The organism is Pseudomonas sp. BNK-45 (assembly GCF_047456255.1).
Classification (GTDB): Bacteria; Pseudomonadota; Gammaproteobacteria; order Pseudomonadales; family Pseudomonadaceae; genus Aquipseudomonas.
The window spans coordinates 5279027-5294454 of sequence record NZ_CP179909.1 but is presented as its reverse complement, the minus strand read 5'-3'; the positions used below and the strand labels follow the sequence as shown (position 1 = coordinate 5294454).

Below are 15428 nucleotides of genomic sequence, written 5' to 3'. Positions count from 1 at the left end.
GAACCGTGCAGGGCGCCGCCGCGCTCGGGGGAACGCGGGGGCAACGGCAGCGGCAAAGGCGGGCGGTCAGTAGATGTCGAAGGCGAAGTAGCGGCTGGAGATCTGCTTGTAGGTGCCGTCGGCGACGATCGCGTCCAGGGCCTTGTTCAGGCGCTCGCGCAGGGCGTTGTCTTCCTTGCGCACGGCGATGGAAGCGTCGGCGGTGGTGCCGTTGACGTCACCGATGATCTTGCAGCAGTCCTTGCCGGCGCTTTCGGCCCAGGCCAGCAGCGGGAACTTGTCGGCAATCACCCCGTCCACGCGTCCGGCGGCCAGGTCGCTGTTGGCTTCGTCCAGGGTCGGGTAGAACTTCACGTCGGCGCCGGCCGGGCCGTAGTGGTCCTCGGCGTAGATGGCCTGGGTCGAGGAGGCCTGGGCGCCCACGGTGCGGCCCTTGAAATTGGTCTGGGCGTCGGTGATGTCCGAGTCCTTGGCCACGGCTACCGACAGCGGGGTGCGGTAGTAGTGGTTGCTGAAGGCGATCTTTTTCTTGCGCTCGTCGGTGGCGATCATCGAGGCCACCACCGCGTCGTATTTCTTCGCCAGCAGCGCCGGGATGATGCCTTCCCAGTCCTGGGCGACGATCTGACATTCGACCTGCATCTGCTTGCACAGGGCGTTGGCGATGTCCACGTCGAAGCCGTGCAGCTGGTTGTTGGAGTCCACGTAGTTGAAGGGCGGGTAGGCGCCTTCGGTGGCGATCTTCAGGGTTTCGGCCTGGGCCGCGGAGGCGGAGAAGACCAGGGCGCAGGCACTGGCGAAGCGGACGACGTTGTTCATGGAGCACCTCGGTTATTTATTGTTTTGCGCGGGTGGACGATGTGTAGCCAACAAATTCGTTATGCAGGGCGGCCGTGGCTTCCAGGCGTTTTTCCACCTCGGGGCCCAGGTGCTTGCACACCTCGTTGATCAAGAGGTGCACCAGCGACAGCATGGCCGCGGTGGATTCCCAGAACAGGTTGAACTCGGTGGGCACGCGGAACACCTCGTCGGCGTTCTGCTCGGCCCAGTCGCAGAAGGTGTCGGTGACCAGGGTCACCGGAATCCCCGCCTCGCGAGCCTTGTGGCACAGGGTCAGGGCGTGGCGCGAATAGCGCCGGGCCTCGAACACCACCAGGGCGCAGTCTTCGGCGGGGCTGAGCAGTACGTCGGCGAAATGCCCGGCAGAGCCGTCCACCAGGTGCACGCCGTCGCGCAGGTATTGCAGCAGGTGGACCATGGAGGCGGCGATGCCGCGCTCGGTCTGGAACCCCGCCACGTACACCCGGCGCCGGCTGGCCAGGCGCTGGACCACGGTCTGCCAGGCCGGGGTCAGGCTGTATTCGTAGACCTTGACCAGCGCCGCCACTTCCAGCTCGAAACTGCGGGGCAGGCCCTGGGCCGCCGGGTTGGGCTGCTGGCGAAATTCCTGCAGGCGGTCGCCCACCAGCCACGGGCCTTCGCCGAGGTCGTTCTTCAGGTCGTTTTTCAAATCCTTGAAATGGCTGTAGCCGATGGCGCGGCAGAACCGGCCGACGCTGGATTCGCTGACGCCGAGTTTTTCGGCGATGTCGGCGGCGGTCTGGAAGGGCAGCTCATAGAGGTTGGCCAGCATGTAGCTGGCAATTGCCCGGCCCGACGCGGTGGCGCTGGACAAGCTGCTTTCAAGGCGTTGTTTGATGGGCTGGCTCATGGCCGCTCCTTGTTTTTATTGACCGCTGGAAACGGAAAATGAAGGTTTTCTGTCATGAAGTCAACATTTGACAGTTAACTGGCGTGACGCGATAGTCAGGCCCCTTCCAATAACAATTCCAATGGAGCTGCAATGACCGACGCGAACCACGCGACCGTGGCGCAGGCAGATGCCGAGTACCTCGACCTGCCGGCCTTGACCGACTTGCTGCAACGGATTTTTCTTCGCCACGGCACCTCTGCCGAGGTGGCCCGGGTGCTGGCCGACAACTGCGCCCGCGCCGAGCGCGACGGCTCCCACAGCCACGGGGTGTTCCGCATGCCCGGTTACCTGTCGTCCCTGGCCAGTGGCTGGGTCAACGGTCAGTCCGTGCCGCAAGTGGAGGATGTGGCCCCCGGCGTGGTGGCGGTGGACGCCGCAGGCGGCTTTGCCCAGCCGGCCCTGGCCGCGGCCCGCGCGCTGCTGCTGAGCAAGGCCCGCAGCGCCGGGATCGCGGTGCTGGCGATTCGCAATTCCCATCACTTCGCGGCCTTGTGGCCGGACGTCGAGCCCTTCGCCGAAGAAGGCCTGGTGGCCCTGAGCCTGGTCAACAGCATGACCTGTGTGGTGCCCCATGGCGCCCAGCGCCCGCTGTTCGGCACCAACCCGATTGCCTTCGCCGCCCCCCGCGAGGGCGCCGAGCCCATCGTCTTCGACCTGGCCACCAGCGCCATCGCCCACGGCGATGTGCAGATCGCCAAGCGCCAGGGCCAGCAGCTGCCACCGGGCATGGGGGTGGACCGCGACGGCCAGCCCACTTGCGATCCGGCAGCGATTCTCGACGGCGGCGCCTTGCTGCCCTTTGGCGGGCACAAGGGCTCGGCGCTGTCGATGATGGTGGAGCTGCTGGCGGCGGCGCTGACCGGCGGCAACTTCTCCTTCGAGTTCGACTGGTCGCAACACCCGGGGGCGCAAACGCCGTGGACCGGACAACTGCTGATCGTCATCGACCCCAGCCACCTGGGCGGCGGGCATTTTGCCCAGCGCAGCGGCGAGCTGGTGCGGCAGATGCAGGCCGTGGGCCTGGAGCGCATGCCCGGGGACCGGCGCTACCGCACCCGGGCCAAATCGCTGGAGCACGGCATTCCCCTGGCTACCGCCGAGCTGGCGCGGTTGCGCGCGCTCGCGGGCGACGATAAGACGGGCGACGACTGAACGGCCGACGACTTAAGGACTTCATCCCTTCGCACCCGGGGCCATGAGCCCTTGGTGTTACTCCAGGTAGTGGGCCCGGTAGCGGTCCGGTCGTGGATCGGATTTGCCGCTCCCTGCCAGCCCCTCCAAAGCACTGGCAATCTGCCTCCAAGGCAGCCTGTCAGTGCCCTGGGGCCCTTTCGATAATCGCCTCCGACATTTCGTCCCCCGTTTGCGGAGCGCGCCATGCATAACAATAAGAACTGCCAGTACCCTCTGATTCCGGCCCTGCTCGTCGGCCTGTCGACCCTTGGCCTGGGCACTGTCGCCGAAGCCGAGATCATGCTGTACGACAAGGACCAGACCACCTTTTCCACCGACGGCTACATCAACGCCTTCTACGTCAACAGCAAGGTCGACCGCGCCGGCGACCAGTACGACCGCCGCCAGGCGCGGGTCAAGATGGGCTTTCTGCCCAACTACCTGGGCTTCAACATGGGCAAGCAGGTGGACGACCTCAAGCTCGGCGCCCGGGCCTCGTTCTGGGTGACCATCAACGACAGCGAAACCAACGGCACCGACACCGCCATCGACGTGCGCCAGTTCTACGGCACCGTGGCAAACCCGGAGTGGGGCGAGGTGCTGATCGGCAAGGACTTCGGTCTGTTCGCCCGCTCCAACATCCTGCTCGATGAAATGCTCGCCGGGTACGGCCAGGTCAGCGACAGCCTGGGGCTGGTGGACGGCGGCGGGGTGTCGTTCGGCAACATCGGCAGCGGTTATCCCTATCCCTTTCCGTCGTCGCAGATCACTTACCGCAGCCCGATGATGGACGGCCTGCGGGTGGCGGTGGGCATCCTCGACCCGGTGGACACCAACGACAGCAGCGCCCTGGGCAAGGCCTACCAGAAGAACCCGCGCACCGAGAGCGAGGTCACCTACCAGTTCGACCTGGGCGGGGCCAAGTTCTACAGCTGGCTCAACGGCAGCTACCAGACTTCCGACAACACCGACCCCAACGTGCAGTCGGTGACGTCCAAGGGCCTGGGCTATGGCCTGCAGGCCAAGATGGGCGGCCTGTCCCTGACCGGCTCCGGGTTCCAGGCCAAGGGCATCAACCCGTTCTTCACCAACAACGCCGGCGAAGCCACCCTGCGCAACGTGGACAGCAAGGGCTACCTGCTGCAGGGCTCGTACAAACTGGGCAAGAACCGCCTGGCGCTGTCCTACGGCAAGACGAAGGACGACGGCAACGGCGTGGTCGGCAGCGGCGCCGATTACCAGACCCGGGGCGTGGCGCTGTTCCACGACATCAACGACAACCTCAAGCTGGTGGCCGAGTACAACCAGTTCGAGATCGACGGCCATCACACCAATGCGCAAAACGAAAACACCGACACCTTCGCCGTGGGTGCGGTACTGACCTGGTAACCCCAGCGCCGGCCCTGGCGTGCGCATCGCGCCCGGGCCGGCGCCCCGCATTCCCATTTCTCCCCTATTTGCGCCTTCCCCTGTAGGAGCCGGCTTGCCGGCGAAGAGGCCCTCAAGCCTTGCACCAGCCCGGATGACGCCTTCGCTGGCAAGCCAGCTCCTACGGAGGTCGCGCCGCGCATTCCCCGCCTATTTTCCGCATTGGCGCATTTCCTGTAGGAGCCGGCTTGCCGGCGAAGCGGCCCTCAAGCCTTGCACCAGCCCTGATGACGCCTTCGCTGGCAAGCCAGCTCCTACGGAGATCGCGCCGCGCATTCCCCGCCTATTTTCCGCATTGGCGCATTTCCCGTAGGAGCCGGCTTGCCGGCGAAGAGGCCCTCAAGCCTTGCACCAGCCCGGATGACGCCTTCGCTGGCAAGCCAGCTCCTACGGAGGTGGTGCCGCGCATTCCTCGCCTATTTTCCGCATTGGCGCATTTCCTGTAGGAGCCGGCTTGCCGGCGAAGAGGCCCTCAAGCCTTGCACCAGCCCGGATGACGCCTTCGCTGGCAAGCCAGCTCCTACGGAGGTCGCGCCGTGCATTCCCCGCCTATTTTCCGCATTGGCGCATTTCCTGTAGGAGCCGGCTTGCCGGCGAAGAGGCCCTCAAGCCTTGCACCAGCCCGGATGACGCCTTCGCTGGCAAGCCAGCTCCTACGGAGGTCGCGCCGCGCATTCCCCGCCTATTTTCCGCATTGGCGCCTTCCCCGTAGGAGCCGGCTTGCCGGCGAAGAGGCCCGCCAGCCTTGCACCAAACCGGCCGACACTTTCGCTCGCAAGCCAGCACCTACGCCCATGGAACCGGCTACCCGCTACCCAAGTAGCATTCGTGCCCCGGGGCCTGCTTCGTACACTCATTGCTCAGACAACCGGCGCCGGAGGCGACGATGCAGCAAGCCCAGAGCGAGGGCGTGGTCAGTGCCATGTCCCAGGCCGTCGATCCGCAGCAGGTGGCCCAGGACCTGGCCAGCCAGTTGCTGCATCCGCACCTGGGCTTCGTGCTGTTTTTCTGTTCCGCCGAATACCCCCTGCACACCCTGGGCCCGGCCCTGCAGCAGAGCTTTGGCGGCATCCCCCTGGTGGGCTGCACCAGCGCCGGGGAAATCACCCCCCTGGGCTACGGGCGCAATTGCGTGACCGCCATCGGCTTCGATCACCGGCACTTTTCCATCGCCGCCGAGCTGATCGACCAGATGGAACACTTCAGCCTGATCGACGCCCAGCAGATGGTCGAACGCCTGGTGGGCCGCTGCCGCAGCAACACCCTGGCGCCGATCAAGGGCAACAGCTTCGCCCTGACCCTGCTGGACGGCCTGTCGAGCCGCGAAGAAATGGTCCTGGCCGCTCTCAGCGCAGCCCTGGGGGACATTCCCCATTTCGGCGGTTCGGCCGGCGATGACAACTACCTGACCCACACCCACGTGTATTACGGCGGCGAGTTCCACAGCGGCGCGGCGGTGGTGGTGCTGGTCAACACCTGGCTGGATTTCGAGGTGTTCACCACCCACCACATCCAGCCCCGGGAAGAAAAACTGGTGGTCACCGGCGCCGACAGCGCCTCGCGCCGGGTCTATGAACTGAACGCGGAACCGGCCGCCGAGGAGTACGCACGGTTGATCGGCGTGCCCCTGGCGCAGCTCGACCATCGGGTGTTCGCCGCCCACCCGCTGGCGGTGCGCATCAACCAGCACTACTACGTGCGCGCGGTGCAGCAGGTGCACCCGGACCTGAGCCTGAGTTTCTACTGCGCGGTGGAGAACGGCATCGTCCTCACCGCCATGACCCCCGGCCCTTTGCTGCCCAACCTGCAACAGCTGTTCGACGGCTTGCAGCAGCGCCTGGGCAGCCTGTTGCTGACCATCGGCTGCGACTGCTTTTTGCGTCGCCTGGAGCTGGAGGATCGCGGCAGCCTGGATGAGATCGGGGCCTTTTTGCGGGATCAACGGGTGATGGGTTTCAACACCTACGGAGAACAGTTCAATGGCATGCACATCAACCAGACCTTCACCGGGGTCGCCATTGCCCGCAGTCGAACTCCGGCCCGCCGCTGAGCTGCAAGCGCAGCTCGACTGCCTGCAGCGCGAGAACCGCAAGCTGCGGCGGATCAACGCGGCGCTGATCGAACGGGTCGAATCCGGCATCACCCGCGGCAACGACCCTTACGCGGCGTTCCAGCATTCGGTGGTGCTGGCCGAGCAGGTGCGCGAACGCACCGACGCCCTGAACCAGGCCATGGCCGAGCTCAAGGCCGGCAACCATCTGCTCAGCGAGGCGCGGCTGCGGGCCGAGACAGCTCACCAGCACCTGATCGACGCCATCGAGAGCATTTCCGATGCCTTCGTGCTGTTCGACCAGGAGCAGCGCATCGTCCTGTTCAACAGCCGCTTCCGCGCCTTCTGGACCCACGGCCGGGTGCGGATCATGGCCGGCATGCGCCTCTCGGAAGTGCGCCGGCTGATGACCAGCACCGGGTTGTTCAGCGAGGAACCGCGCAGCGGCGCCGACGAACAACCGCTGTATCGCCTGCACAACGGCCGCTGGCTGCAGGTCAGCGAACGGCCGACCCGGGAGGGCGGGCGGGTGATCCTGTTCACCGACATCACCGAGGTCAAGCACAGCGAAACCCTGCGTCGGGAGCAGGCGGTGGCGCAAAAGTCCCACCTGCTGCAACGGGCGGTGGACAACCTGTCCCAGGGCGTGGCCATGGTCAGCGCCGAGGGCATTCTCGAACTGTGGAACCGGCGCTTCCTGGAGCTCAGCGGGCTGGCCCCGGTGGCCGCGCATCGGATGTTTGCCGAGGTGATCGGCGACAGTGAGCTGAGCCTGCTGACCCCCGCCAGCCGCGACGGCAATGGCCGGGTGATCCACGAGTGCGAGCAACGTTTGAGCGACGGCCGGGTCCTGGAGATCCGCACCCATCCGCTACCCACCGGCGGTTTCGTCAACACCTTCACCGACATCACCGAGCGCTACCAGCACGCCGAGGCCCTGAGCGAGAGCGAACGCTGGATTCGCCTGATCACCGACCATGTGCCGGCGCTGATTGCCTACCTGAATGCCGACCTGGTGTATGAGTTCACCAACAAGGTCTATGAGGAATGGTACTGCTGGCCCCGGGGCGTGATGCTCGGCCAGAGCCTGCGCGAGGTGCACAGCGAACAGCACTACCAGCGCCTGGAAAGCTATGTGGAGCGGGCCCTGGCGGGGGAGAGCGTGACCTTCGAATTCGCCGAAACCAACGTCAACAACCAGGAGCGCTACATGCTGCGCTCCTACGTGCCCAACCGCCTGGCCAATGGCGAAGTGGTGGGGATCTTCGTGCTGATCCGCGACATCACCGAACGCCGGCGCACCGCCGAGGCCTTGCATCAGGCCTACCAGAACCTGGAACTGCGGGTGCGCGAACGCACCGCCGAACTGACCACCCTCAACCAGCAACTGCTGCGCGAGATCGAAGAGCGCAGCCGGGTCGAGTCGCGGCTGCGCGAGGCCAAGAGCGAGGCCGAGCGGGCCAACCTGTCGAAGACCAAGTTCCTCGCCGCGGTCAGCCATGACCTGCTGCAACCCCTGAACGCCGCGCGGCTGTTCACCAGCGCCTTGCTGGAGCGTCGCGACCCCCAGGCCAGCAGCGCCCTGGTGCGCAATGTCAGCAACTCCCTGGAAGACGTGGAAAACCTGCTGGGCACCCTGGTGGACATTTCCAAGCTCGATGCCGGGGTGATCAAGGCCGACATCGCGCCTTTCGCCTTGAGCGAACTGTTGGAAAACCTTGCCGCCGAGTACGCCCAGGTGGCCCGCAGCGAAGGCCTGGAACTGCACTTCGTGGCCTGCTCGGCCCTGGTGCGCAGCGACATCCAGCTGCTGGCGCGGATCCTGCGCAACCTGCTGAGCAACGCCATCCGCTACACCTGTCAGGGCCGCGTTGTGCTCGGTTGCCGGCGCCAGGGGCACTGGCTGTCGATCGAAGTCTGGGACAGCGGCATGGGCATCGCCGCCGAACGCCTGGAAGAAATCTTCCAGGAATTCAAGCGCGGTGAAGAACAGCGCCCGGACCAGGACCGCGGCCTGGGCCTGGGGCTGGCCATCGTCGAGAAGATTGCCGGGATCCTCGGCCACCGCATCGGCGTGCGCTCCTGGCCGGGACGCGGCTCGGTGTTCAGCGTGCAGGTGCCGATCAGCGCCAGCGCGCCCTTGCCGGCGCCGCGCCCGGAGCTGGGCGACGCCCTGCTGGAGCGTTTGCACGGCGCGCGGATCTGGGTGCTGGATAACGACGCGGCGATCTGCGCCGGCATGCGCACCCTGCTCGAAGGCTGGGGCTGCCAGGTGATCACCGCCTTGTCCGAAGAAGACCTGGCGCGCCAGGTCGACGACTACCGCGCCGACGCCGACCTGCTGATTGCCGACTACCACCTGGACCACCAGCAGAACGGCATCGACGCCGTGGCCCGGATCAACGCCCGCCGTGCCCTGGCGATCCCGGCGATGATGATCACCGCCAACTACAGCAACGAGCTCAAACAGCAACTGCGGCAGCTGGGCCACACCCTGATGCACAAACCGGTGCGCCCGATGAAACTCAAGACCGCCATCAGCCACCTGCTGACGCCCCCCCTGTAGCCGCTGCCGCAGGCTGCGCCCGGCTCCGCAGGAGACGCCAACCCTGGCAACGCGGTCCACCAGAACAACCCGCGTGACCCAATTCACCGCCACGGCGTTGGTCGCAATGATTGCGCGGGTCTTTAGAATCGCAGGAAGGGCCTTCGGCCCTTGTCGCAGCCTCGCCGAAGGCTCGGCAGCGGCTACAGGACCTGCAGGGCGCGGAAGGCTTCATGTAGCCGCTGCCGCAGGCTGCGCCCGGCTCCGCAGGAGACGCCAACCCTGGCAACGCGGTCCACCAGAACAACCCGCGTGATCCGATTCACCGCCACGGCGTTGGTTGCGATGAATGCGCGGATCTTCAGAATCGCAGGAAGGGCCTTCGGCCCTTGTCGCAGCCTCGCCGAAGGCTCGGCAGCGGCTACAGGGGTTAGCGGCGCAGGTAGGCGCCGAAATCGATATCCCCGGCACTGAGGATTGCTTGCACCCGGTTGTGCACGTTGAGCTTGCGCAGGATCGCCGAGACGTGGGCCTTCACTGTGGTTTCGGCAATGTCCAGGGTGTAGGCGATCTGCTTGTTGGATTCGCCCTTGGTCATGCGTTCCAGCACCAAAAGCTGTTTGCGGGTCAGGGCCTGGAGCAGTTCCGGGGGGAAGCTCGGGGTCTCGCTGTTGCGGCGCCCCGGTTGGCTTTTCTGGGTGCGGATGATGTCCGGCGGCAGGTACACGTTGCCGTTGAGGATCTGTTCGATGGCCTCGGTCATCTGCGAGCGCGCCGAGGATTTGGTGATGAAGCCGACGGCGCCGTAGGTGATGGCCTGGAGCACGATCTGCTTGTCCTGCTCGGCGGAGACGATCACCACCGGAATGGTCGGCGCTTCGTTGCGCAGGGTGATCAGGCCGTTGAGGCCGTGCATGCCGGGCATGTTCAGGTCCAGCAGGATCAGGTCCAGGTCGTCGTGCTCCTGGGTCAGGGCCAGGGCGCTGTCCAGGTCGGCGGTTTCCATCACCTCGCTGCCGGGAAATCCGTCGCTGATGACGTTGTGAATGGCTTCGCGAAACAGTGGGTGATCGTCGGCTATCAGAATTTTATACATGGCCTTTCACCTCGTTATTGTGATTGTGCGGGGGCGCGCTGGCGGCTTCAGGGAAAGGCTTCCGGCTGGGCCGCCACCACCGGTAACCCGGCGGCCTCCCAGGCGTCCAGGCCGTCGCGATACCAGTAGAGGGAGGTATAGCCCAGGGCTGCGGCGCGTTTTACCGCGTTCCAGCTCAGCCAGCAATCGGCGCGGCAATAAAAGACCAGCGGTTGTTGCAGGTTGCCGGCGCTGAGCTGCTGCAGGTAGCGGCTGAAGTAGCCTTGCCACTCGGGGCTCAGCTCGCCGTCGCCGGTATTGGCCAGCCAGTGGCTGCCGGGCAGGTTGGCGTGGGGCTCGCTGTCGATGAAGCGGCCTTGCAGCCATTGCCGGCGATAGACGTCGATCAGCAGGGGTTTGGGTTGCGCCTGGAGCAGGGCCTGCAAACCCTGGGTGTCGATGATCTGCGCGACCTCGATCTGCGTGGGCGTCGGGCTGCGGTAGAGGCTGGTGCGATAGCCGTCGGCGGAAAACAGCGGCGTCTCGGCCTGGGCCATTCCCAGGGTCAGGCTCAGGGACAGCAGGGCCAGGGTCTGCAGGGCACGGGGCATAAGGGGGTTGTCCTTCTTGTTATGCGCCCATTACATGCCAGCGCGGGGGCATTTGTGAATGCGACCATCGACAGCAAAAGCAGTACCAAAGTCGTAGGTACTGGCTGGGTGACGCTCTTGTAGTTGTCTGTAGCCGCTGCCGCAGGCTGCGAACGGCTTGGGCGGCATTCCGACGGAGGAGACGCCAGACCTGCCGACGCGGCCTAGCAGGACAGTCCACCGGGTTCTGTTCACAGCTATGTGTCGGTCTTTGTATCGCTGGAAGGGCCTGCGGCCCTTGTCGCAGCCTCGCCGTAGGCTCGACAGCGGCTACAGGCGTTGTAGAGATTGCGGAGATTGCAGGGCTTCGTGTAGCCGCTGCCGCAGGCTGCGAACGGCTCCGGAGGAGACGCTAAACCTGCCGACGCGGTCCAGCAGGACAGTCCACCGGGTTCTGTTCACAGCTATGTGCCGGTCTTTGCATCGCTGGAAGGGCCTGCGGCCCTTGTCGCAGCCTCGCCGTAGGCTCGACAGCGGCTACAGGGATTGCAGGGCGCGCCAGGTTCCGTGTAGCCGCTGCCGCAGGCTGCGAACGGCTCCGGAGGAGACGCTAAACCTGCCGACGCGGTCCAGCAGGACAGTCCACCGGGTTCTGTTCATAGCTATGTGTCGGTCTTTGCATCGCTGGAAGGGCCTGCGGCCCTTGTCGCAGCCTCGCCCTAGGCTCGGCAGCGGCTACAGAGGCTCTTTATCTGGAGATGTTTAGGCGGTGCTTTTGCGCAGGGCGGCGTGTTGCGGGTTGAAGGTCAGTACCGCCAGCAGGGAGAACACCAGGGTCAGCCCCAGGCACACCGCCAGGGCCAGGAGGTTGAGGCGTTGATACAGGGCGAAGCGCACCAGCTCCACGGCGTGGGTGAAGGGGTTGAGGGCGCACAGCCAGTACAGCCAGGGGCTGGCTTCGAGCATCTTCCACAGCGGGTACAGCGCCGAAGACAGGAAGAACAGCGGGAAGATCACGAAGTTCATCACTCCGGCAAAGTTCTCCAGTTGGCGGATGGCGTTGGACAGCAGCAACCCCAGGGCGCTGAGCATCAGGGCCACCAGCAGCAACGCCGGCAGCGCCGCCAGCAGGCCCATGGCCGGCGGCTGCACGCCATACAGCCAGGCCACGGCGAGGAAGGCGTAGACCTGCAGCAGCGAGATCAGCGAGGTGGCCAGCAGCTTGCTGGCCAGCAGGAAGGCCCGGGGCAGGGGGCTGGTGAGCAGCACGCGCATGCTGCCCATTTCCCGGTCGTAGACCATCGACAGCGAGCCCTGCATGCCGTTGAACAGCAGGATCATGCAGGCCAGCCCCGGGACGATGTAGACCTCGTAGGGAATGTAGGTGCTGTAAGGTTCGATGATGGCGATGCCCAGGGCGGCGCGAAAGCCGGCGGCGAACACCAGCAGCCACAGCAGGGGCCGCACCAGGGCGCTGAGAAAGCGTGTGCGCTGCAGCACGAAGCGCAGCCATTCGCGCAGCACGATGCCGCGCAGGCACTGCCAGTAGGCGTTCATGCGAGCGGTTCTCCGATCGGCGCCGGGCGCGGCTGGGGATTCTGGGTCAGGCGGGCGAAGGCCGTGCCCAGGTCGCCGCCCTGTTGCTGGCTGATGGCGCTGGCCACGCCACTGGCCACCAGGCGCCCCTGATGCAGGATCAGCAACTGGTCGTCGGCCTGCACTTCGTCCAGCAGGTGGGTGGTCCACAGCACGCTCAGGCACTGCTCCTGGCACAGCTGGCGAATGTGTCGGTTGAGGGCCAGGCGGCTGGCCGGGTCGAGGCCGGCGCTGGCTTCATCGAGCAGCAGCAGGCGCGGTTCATGCAGCAGGGCGCGGGCGATCTCCACCCGCCGGCGGTGGCCGCCATTGAGGGCGCGCACGCTCTCCCGACGCCGTTCGGTGAGGCCCTGGCGCGCCAGTTCGGCGTCGATCCGTGCCTGGCCCTGGCGCCGCGACAGGCCGTGCAGTGCGGTGTGGTAGTGCAGGTTCTGCTCGACGCTCAGGTCCAGGTCCAGGGTGCTTTGCTGGAACACCACGCCGAGCTGGCGCAGGGCGGCCCGGGCGGCGTTGCGCAGGGAGCAGCCGCCGACGCGGATGTCGCCCTGCTGCAGGTCGTAGAGCCTTGTGAGCAGGGCTATCAGGGTCGACTTGCCGGCGCCGTTGGGCCCCAGCAGGGCGGCAAAGCGCCCGGGAGCCAGGCTCAGGCTGACCTGATCGAGGGCCTGGCGCGGGCCGTAGGCGAAGCTCAGCTGGCTGACCTCCAAAGCGTTCATGGGGTCACCACCACGCCCCAGGGATAGCGCCCGACCTTCACCGACTTGAGCACCTTGAGGCTGTTGACGTCGATCACCGAGACATCGCCGCTGACCCCGTTGGTGGCCAGCAACTGGCTCTGGTCCGGGGTGAATGCCAGCTGCCAGACCCGCCGCCCCACCAGCAGGTAGTCGAGGATCTCGTAGGTCTTGGCGTCGATCACCGCCACGTGGTTGGCCGGGCCCAGGGCGACGAAGGCGTACTTGCCGTCGGCGCTGAGCTTGATGCCCACCGGCTGCACCTTGTCCGGGTGCACGCCCTTGATCTTGAAGTTCAGGGTCTTGAGCACCTGGCGCGTGGCCACGTCGAGGATGGTCACGGTGCCGCCGATTTCCGCCGAGGCCCAAAGCCTTGAGCCGTCCTGGTTGAACTCGACGAAGCGCGGGCGCTGGTCCACCAGGGTGCTGTCGGCCAGGGTCTGGGTGCTGGTGTCGATCCAGTGCAGCATGTTGGTGGTTTCGCTGGTGTTGACCGCCCACTTGCCATCAGGGCTCACCGCCATGCCCTCGGGCTCGACCCCGACGTTGATCTGGCCGAGGACCTTGGCGGTCTCGGTGTCGATCACCGTGACCAGCGCATCGTCCTCGTTGGACACGTACAGCCAGCGGTTGTTGGGGTGCAGGGCGAACTGCTCGGGGTCCTTGCCGGAGGGCAGCTCCTTGATGATCTTGCGGGTGGCCACGTCCATCACCTGGACCCGGTCCGAATCGCTGGCGCAGATGTACAGCAGCTTGTTGTCATGGGACAGCAGCAGCCCGCGCGGGCGCTGGCCCACCGGCAGGGTCTGGGTGACTTCCAGGGTCTGCAGGTCGATCAGGCTCAGGCTGTTGTCCTTTTCGTTGGAGACCCAGGCCGTGGCGGCCATGGCGTGCCCGGCGGCGAGCAGCAGGCCCGCGCAGAAGGCGGAGCGGCAGAGAAGAGGGCGGCGCATGGCGGATTCCTTGTTGTTGTGGTGATGGGATCAGGGGTAGCGGCAGGTCACTTCGGGGCGGTCGTAGCCCAGGCTGTCCATTTCGTTGAAGGGGTGCAGGAAACCGTCCTGGGGCGAGGTGCTGACCAGGGCCCGGGGTTGCACCAGGGGAATCGGTTGGCGCAGTTCGCCGTTCCACGGCCGGTAGCTGAGCTTGCGGCCCTTGAAGCCGTCCAGCGGCAGCTGGTCGCTGAGCAGCAGCGCCTGCAGGGGCCGCGGGTCGGCCTGGCGCAGTTTGCTCACGGCGCTGGCGACGCTGCGCACGGCCATCCAGGCGGCGAAGTCGCGGTCGTTCATCCAGCGCCCGGCCTGGGCTTCGAAGCGTTTTTGCAGCTGTGCGGCGCCGAAGGTCTCGACGCTCTTGTGCCAGCCGGTGGGGGTCAGGCCCTGGGTGCCGGCCACCGGGCGCGGGTACCAGGTCTGGTAGGGCAGGTATTCGCCGAAATCGCCGCGCTCGTCGGCCACCAGCACCACGTCGTATTCGGCGGTCTGGGTGAACAGCGGCATGTCGGCCTGGGCGCTGCGGCGCTGGTCGTTGTCGAAGCTCCAGGCTTTCTCGGCGACGATCTTCAGGCCGAAGCGCTGCATGGCCCGGCGCAAGGCGTCGGCGTAGGCGCGGTCGTCTTCGGTCTGGCCGACGATGAGCAAGGCCCGCTGCCATTTGCGCAGCACCATGAACTGCACCAGGGCGTCGGCCAGCATCGCCCGGCCGGGCAGGCTGTGCAGCACGTTGCCCAGGCACTGGCTGCTGCGCAGGGCATCGTCGGGGCTGCCGGCGTTGAACAAGAGGCTGTCGGGCAGGGCCGCCGACAACTCCCGCAGGCTGGCCGCCGGGGCATTCACCACGAACAGCCGCAGGCCCTGGTCGTGCTGGGCCCTGGCGGCTTGCAGCAGCGCCTCGGGGCTGTCGACGCTGACGCTGTCGAGCTGGAACTGCTGCTTGAGAAAGCGCCCGGTGCTGTTGCTGTCGACAATCGCCAACTGGGCGCCTTGCAGACCGGCGTCGGCGGGCTCGGGGATGATGTTGGACAGCAGCGGGCCGGGGTCGGGGCGATAGCCCAGGTAGCCGATGCGCACCTGCAAGGGTTCCTCGCTGGCCTGGCTGGCGCTCAGGGGCAGCAGGAGCGAGGCCAGCACCAGCAGGCAAGTCGGGATAAGCGGGGCAGGCTTGTGCATAGGGCGCTCCACGGCAGGTGGCGCCAGCATAGGAACAGCGTCGGGGCGGGGAAATATGCAGAAAGTAGCGCCCGGGCAGTACCAAGGTAGTAACCCGGCGCGGGCGCGGCGGTCTTAGCATGGTCCCAGCGGCCTCGATCCTGGCCTGAATCTGCCCCGAACCCTGAGCCCGAACCTTGAGAGCGACGCCCATGCGCATCATCAAAGTGCTGCTCCTGCCCTTGCTGCTGATCCTCAGTCTGATCGGCGTCGATCGCCTGCACGGCCCGCGCCCGGTCGTGCCCCTGGCGGTGCCGTTGGTTCCGGGGCGCTAGGC

At 66.2% G+C, this 15428-nt stretch carries 13 protein-coding genes; 5 read left to right on the top strand and 8 right to left on the bottom strand.

Annotated elements, in window-relative coordinates; genetic code table 11:
- Positions 1–66 precede the first annotated feature (66 nt).
- Both ACMGG8_RS23805 and ACMGG8_RS23800 read right to left on the bottom strand, forming a co-directional pair.
- On the bottom strand, positions 67–819 hold the full coding sequence (locus ACMGG8_RS23805) for a transporter substrate-binding domain-containing protein (protein ID WP_414158570.1): 753 nt from the start codon (positions 817–819) through the stop codon (positions 67–69).
- Between the two features lie 16 nt (positions 820–835).
- Entirely contained in the window at positions 836–1711 is an 876-nt protein-coding gene (locus ACMGG8_RS23800; protein WP_060838506.1) for a MurR/RpiR family transcriptional regulator, read from the bottom strand.
- A gap of 132 nt (positions 1712–1843) precedes the next feature.
- Between ACMGG8_RS23800 and ACMGG8_RS23795 the strand changes: the two genes are divergently transcribed.
- From ACMGG8_RS23795 to nahK, 4 genes are all read left to right on the top strand, one after another.
- On the top strand, positions 1844–2905 hold the full coding sequence (locus tag ACMGG8_RS23795) for an Ldh family oxidoreductase (RefSeq protein WP_414158569.1): 1062 nt from the start codon (positions 1844–1846) through the stop codon (positions 2903–2905).
- A 225-nt stretch (positions 2906–3130) separates the two neighbouring features.
- Positions 3131–4315, top strand: a complete 1185-nt coding sequence (locus ACMGG8_RS23790; RefSeq protein ID WP_414158568.1) for a porin — start codon at positions 3131–3133, stop codon at positions 4313–4315.
- 925 nt (positions 4316–5240) lie between these two features.
- Complete coding sequence (nosP, locus tag ACMGG8_RS23785) at positions 5241–6404, top strand: nitric oxide-sensing protein NosP (protein ID WP_060838509.1); 1164 nt, start codon at positions 5241–5243, stop codon at positions 6402–6404.
- The gene (nahK, locus tag ACMGG8_RS23780; protein ID WP_414158567.1) at positions 6334–8970 is read left to right on the top strand and encodes a hybrid sensor histidine kinase/response regulator NahK/ErcS'; all 2637 of its coding nucleotides are present in this window, start codon (positions 6334–6336) and stop codon (positions 8968–8970) included. The genes nosP and nahK overlap by 71 nt, the downstream gene beginning before the upstream one ends.
- 409 nt (positions 8971–9379) lie before the next feature.
- Here the strand turns inward: nahK and ACMGG8_RS23775 are convergent, their stop codons facing one another.
- The 6 genes from ACMGG8_RS23775 to ACMGG8_RS23750 form a co-directional block, all read right to left on the bottom strand.
- On the bottom strand, positions 9380–10045 hold the full coding sequence (locus ACMGG8_RS23775) for a response regulator transcription factor (protein WP_092316068.1): 666 nt from the start codon (positions 10043–10045) through the stop codon (positions 9380–9382).
- Positions 10046–10092: 47 nt separating this feature from the next.
- A complete protein-coding gene (locus tag ACMGG8_RS23770) occupies positions 10093–10635 on the bottom strand; it encodes a PQQ-dependent catabolism-associated CXXCW motif protein (protein WP_060843067.1) in 543 nt (180 codons plus the stop codon).
- Positions 10636–11376: 741 nt separating this feature from the next.
- Positions 11377–12171: an ABC transporter permease gene (locus ACMGG8_RS23765; protein WP_060838512.1), complete on the bottom strand. Its 795-nt coding sequence runs from the start codon at positions 12169–12171 to the stop codon at positions 11377–11379.
- Entirely contained in the window at positions 12168–12926 is a 759-nt protein-coding gene (locus ACMGG8_RS23760) for an ABC transporter ATP-binding protein (RefSeq protein ID WP_414158566.1), read from the bottom strand. The genes ACMGG8_RS23765 and ACMGG8_RS23760 overlap by 4 nt, the downstream gene beginning before the upstream one ends.
- Positions 12923–13897 (bottom strand): YVTN family beta-propeller repeat protein, encoded by a 975-nt coding sequence (locus ACMGG8_RS23755; RefSeq protein ID WP_414158565.1) that lies wholly within the window; start codon positions 13895–13897, stop codon positions 12923–12925. Before ACMGG8_RS23755 ends, ACMGG8_RS23760 begins: the two co-directional genes overlap by 4 nt.
- A gap of 30 nt (positions 13898–13927) precedes the next feature.
- Positions 13928–15112: an ABC transporter substrate-binding protein gene (locus ACMGG8_RS23750; RefSeq protein WP_414158564.1), complete on the bottom strand. Its 1185-nt coding sequence runs from the start codon at positions 15110–15112 to the stop codon at positions 13928–13930.
- A 191-nt stretch (positions 15113–15303) separates the two neighbouring features.
- On the opposite strand from ACMGG8_RS23750, the gene ACMGG8_RS23745 reads away from it, so the two are divergent.
- Positions 15304–15426 (top strand): hypothetical protein, encoded by a 123-nt coding sequence (locus ACMGG8_RS23745; protein ID WP_019092738.1) that lies wholly within the window; start codon positions 15304–15306, stop codon positions 15424–15426.
- Positions 15427–15428: the final 2 nt, after the last annotated feature.

Coding starts and splice junctions, on each gene's coding strand:
- ACMGG8_RS23770 (WP_060843067.1), bottom strand. CDS start 10,635: ATGCCCCGTGCCCTGCAGACCCTGGCCCTGCTGTCCCTGAGCCTGACC.
- ACMGG8_RS23795 (WP_414158569.1), top strand. CDS start 1,844: ATGACCGACGCGAACCACGCGACCGTGGCGCAGGCAGATGCCGAGTAC.
- ACMGG8_RS23755 (WP_414158565.1), bottom strand. CDS start 13,897: ATGCGCCGCCCTCTTCTCTGCCGCTCCGCCTTCTGCGCGGGCCTGCTG.
- ACMGG8_RS23775 (WP_092316068.1), bottom strand. CDS start 10,045: ATGTATAAAATTCTGATAGCCGACGATCACCCACTGTTTCGCGAAGCC.
- ACMGG8_RS23745 (WP_019092738.1), top strand. CDS start 15,304: ATGCGCATCATCAAAGTGCTGCTCCTGCCCTTGCTGCTGATCCTCAGT.
- ACMGG8_RS23760 (WP_414158566.1), bottom strand. CDS start 12,926: ATGAACGCTTTGGAGGTCAGCCAGCTGAGCTTCGCCTACGGCCCGCGC.
- nosP (WP_060838509.1), top strand. CDS start 5,241: ATGCAGCAAGCCCAGAGCGAGGGCGTGGTCAGTGCCATGTCCCAGGCC.
- ACMGG8_RS23800 (WP_060838506.1), bottom strand. CDS start 1,711: ATGAGCCAGCCCATCAAACAACGCCTTGAAAGCAGCTTGTCCAGCGCC.
- ACMGG8_RS23805 (WP_414158570.1), bottom strand. CDS start 819: ATGAACAACGTCGTCCGCTTCGCCAGTGCCTGCGCCCTGGTCTTCTCC.
- ACMGG8_RS23765 (WP_060838512.1), bottom strand. CDS start 12,171: ATGAACGCCTACTGGCAGTGCCTGCGCGGCATCGTGCTGCGCGAATGG.
- ACMGG8_RS23790 (WP_414158568.1), top strand. CDS start 3,131: ATGCATAACAATAAGAACTGCCAGTACCCTCTGATTCCGGCCCTGCTC.
- nahK (WP_414158567.1), top strand. CDS start 6,334: ATGGCATGCACATCAACCAGACCTTCACCGGGGTCGCCATTGCCCGCA.
- ACMGG8_RS23750 (WP_414158564.1), bottom strand. CDS start 15,112: ATGCACAAGCCTGCCCCGCTTATCCCGACTTGCCTGCTGGTGCTGGCC.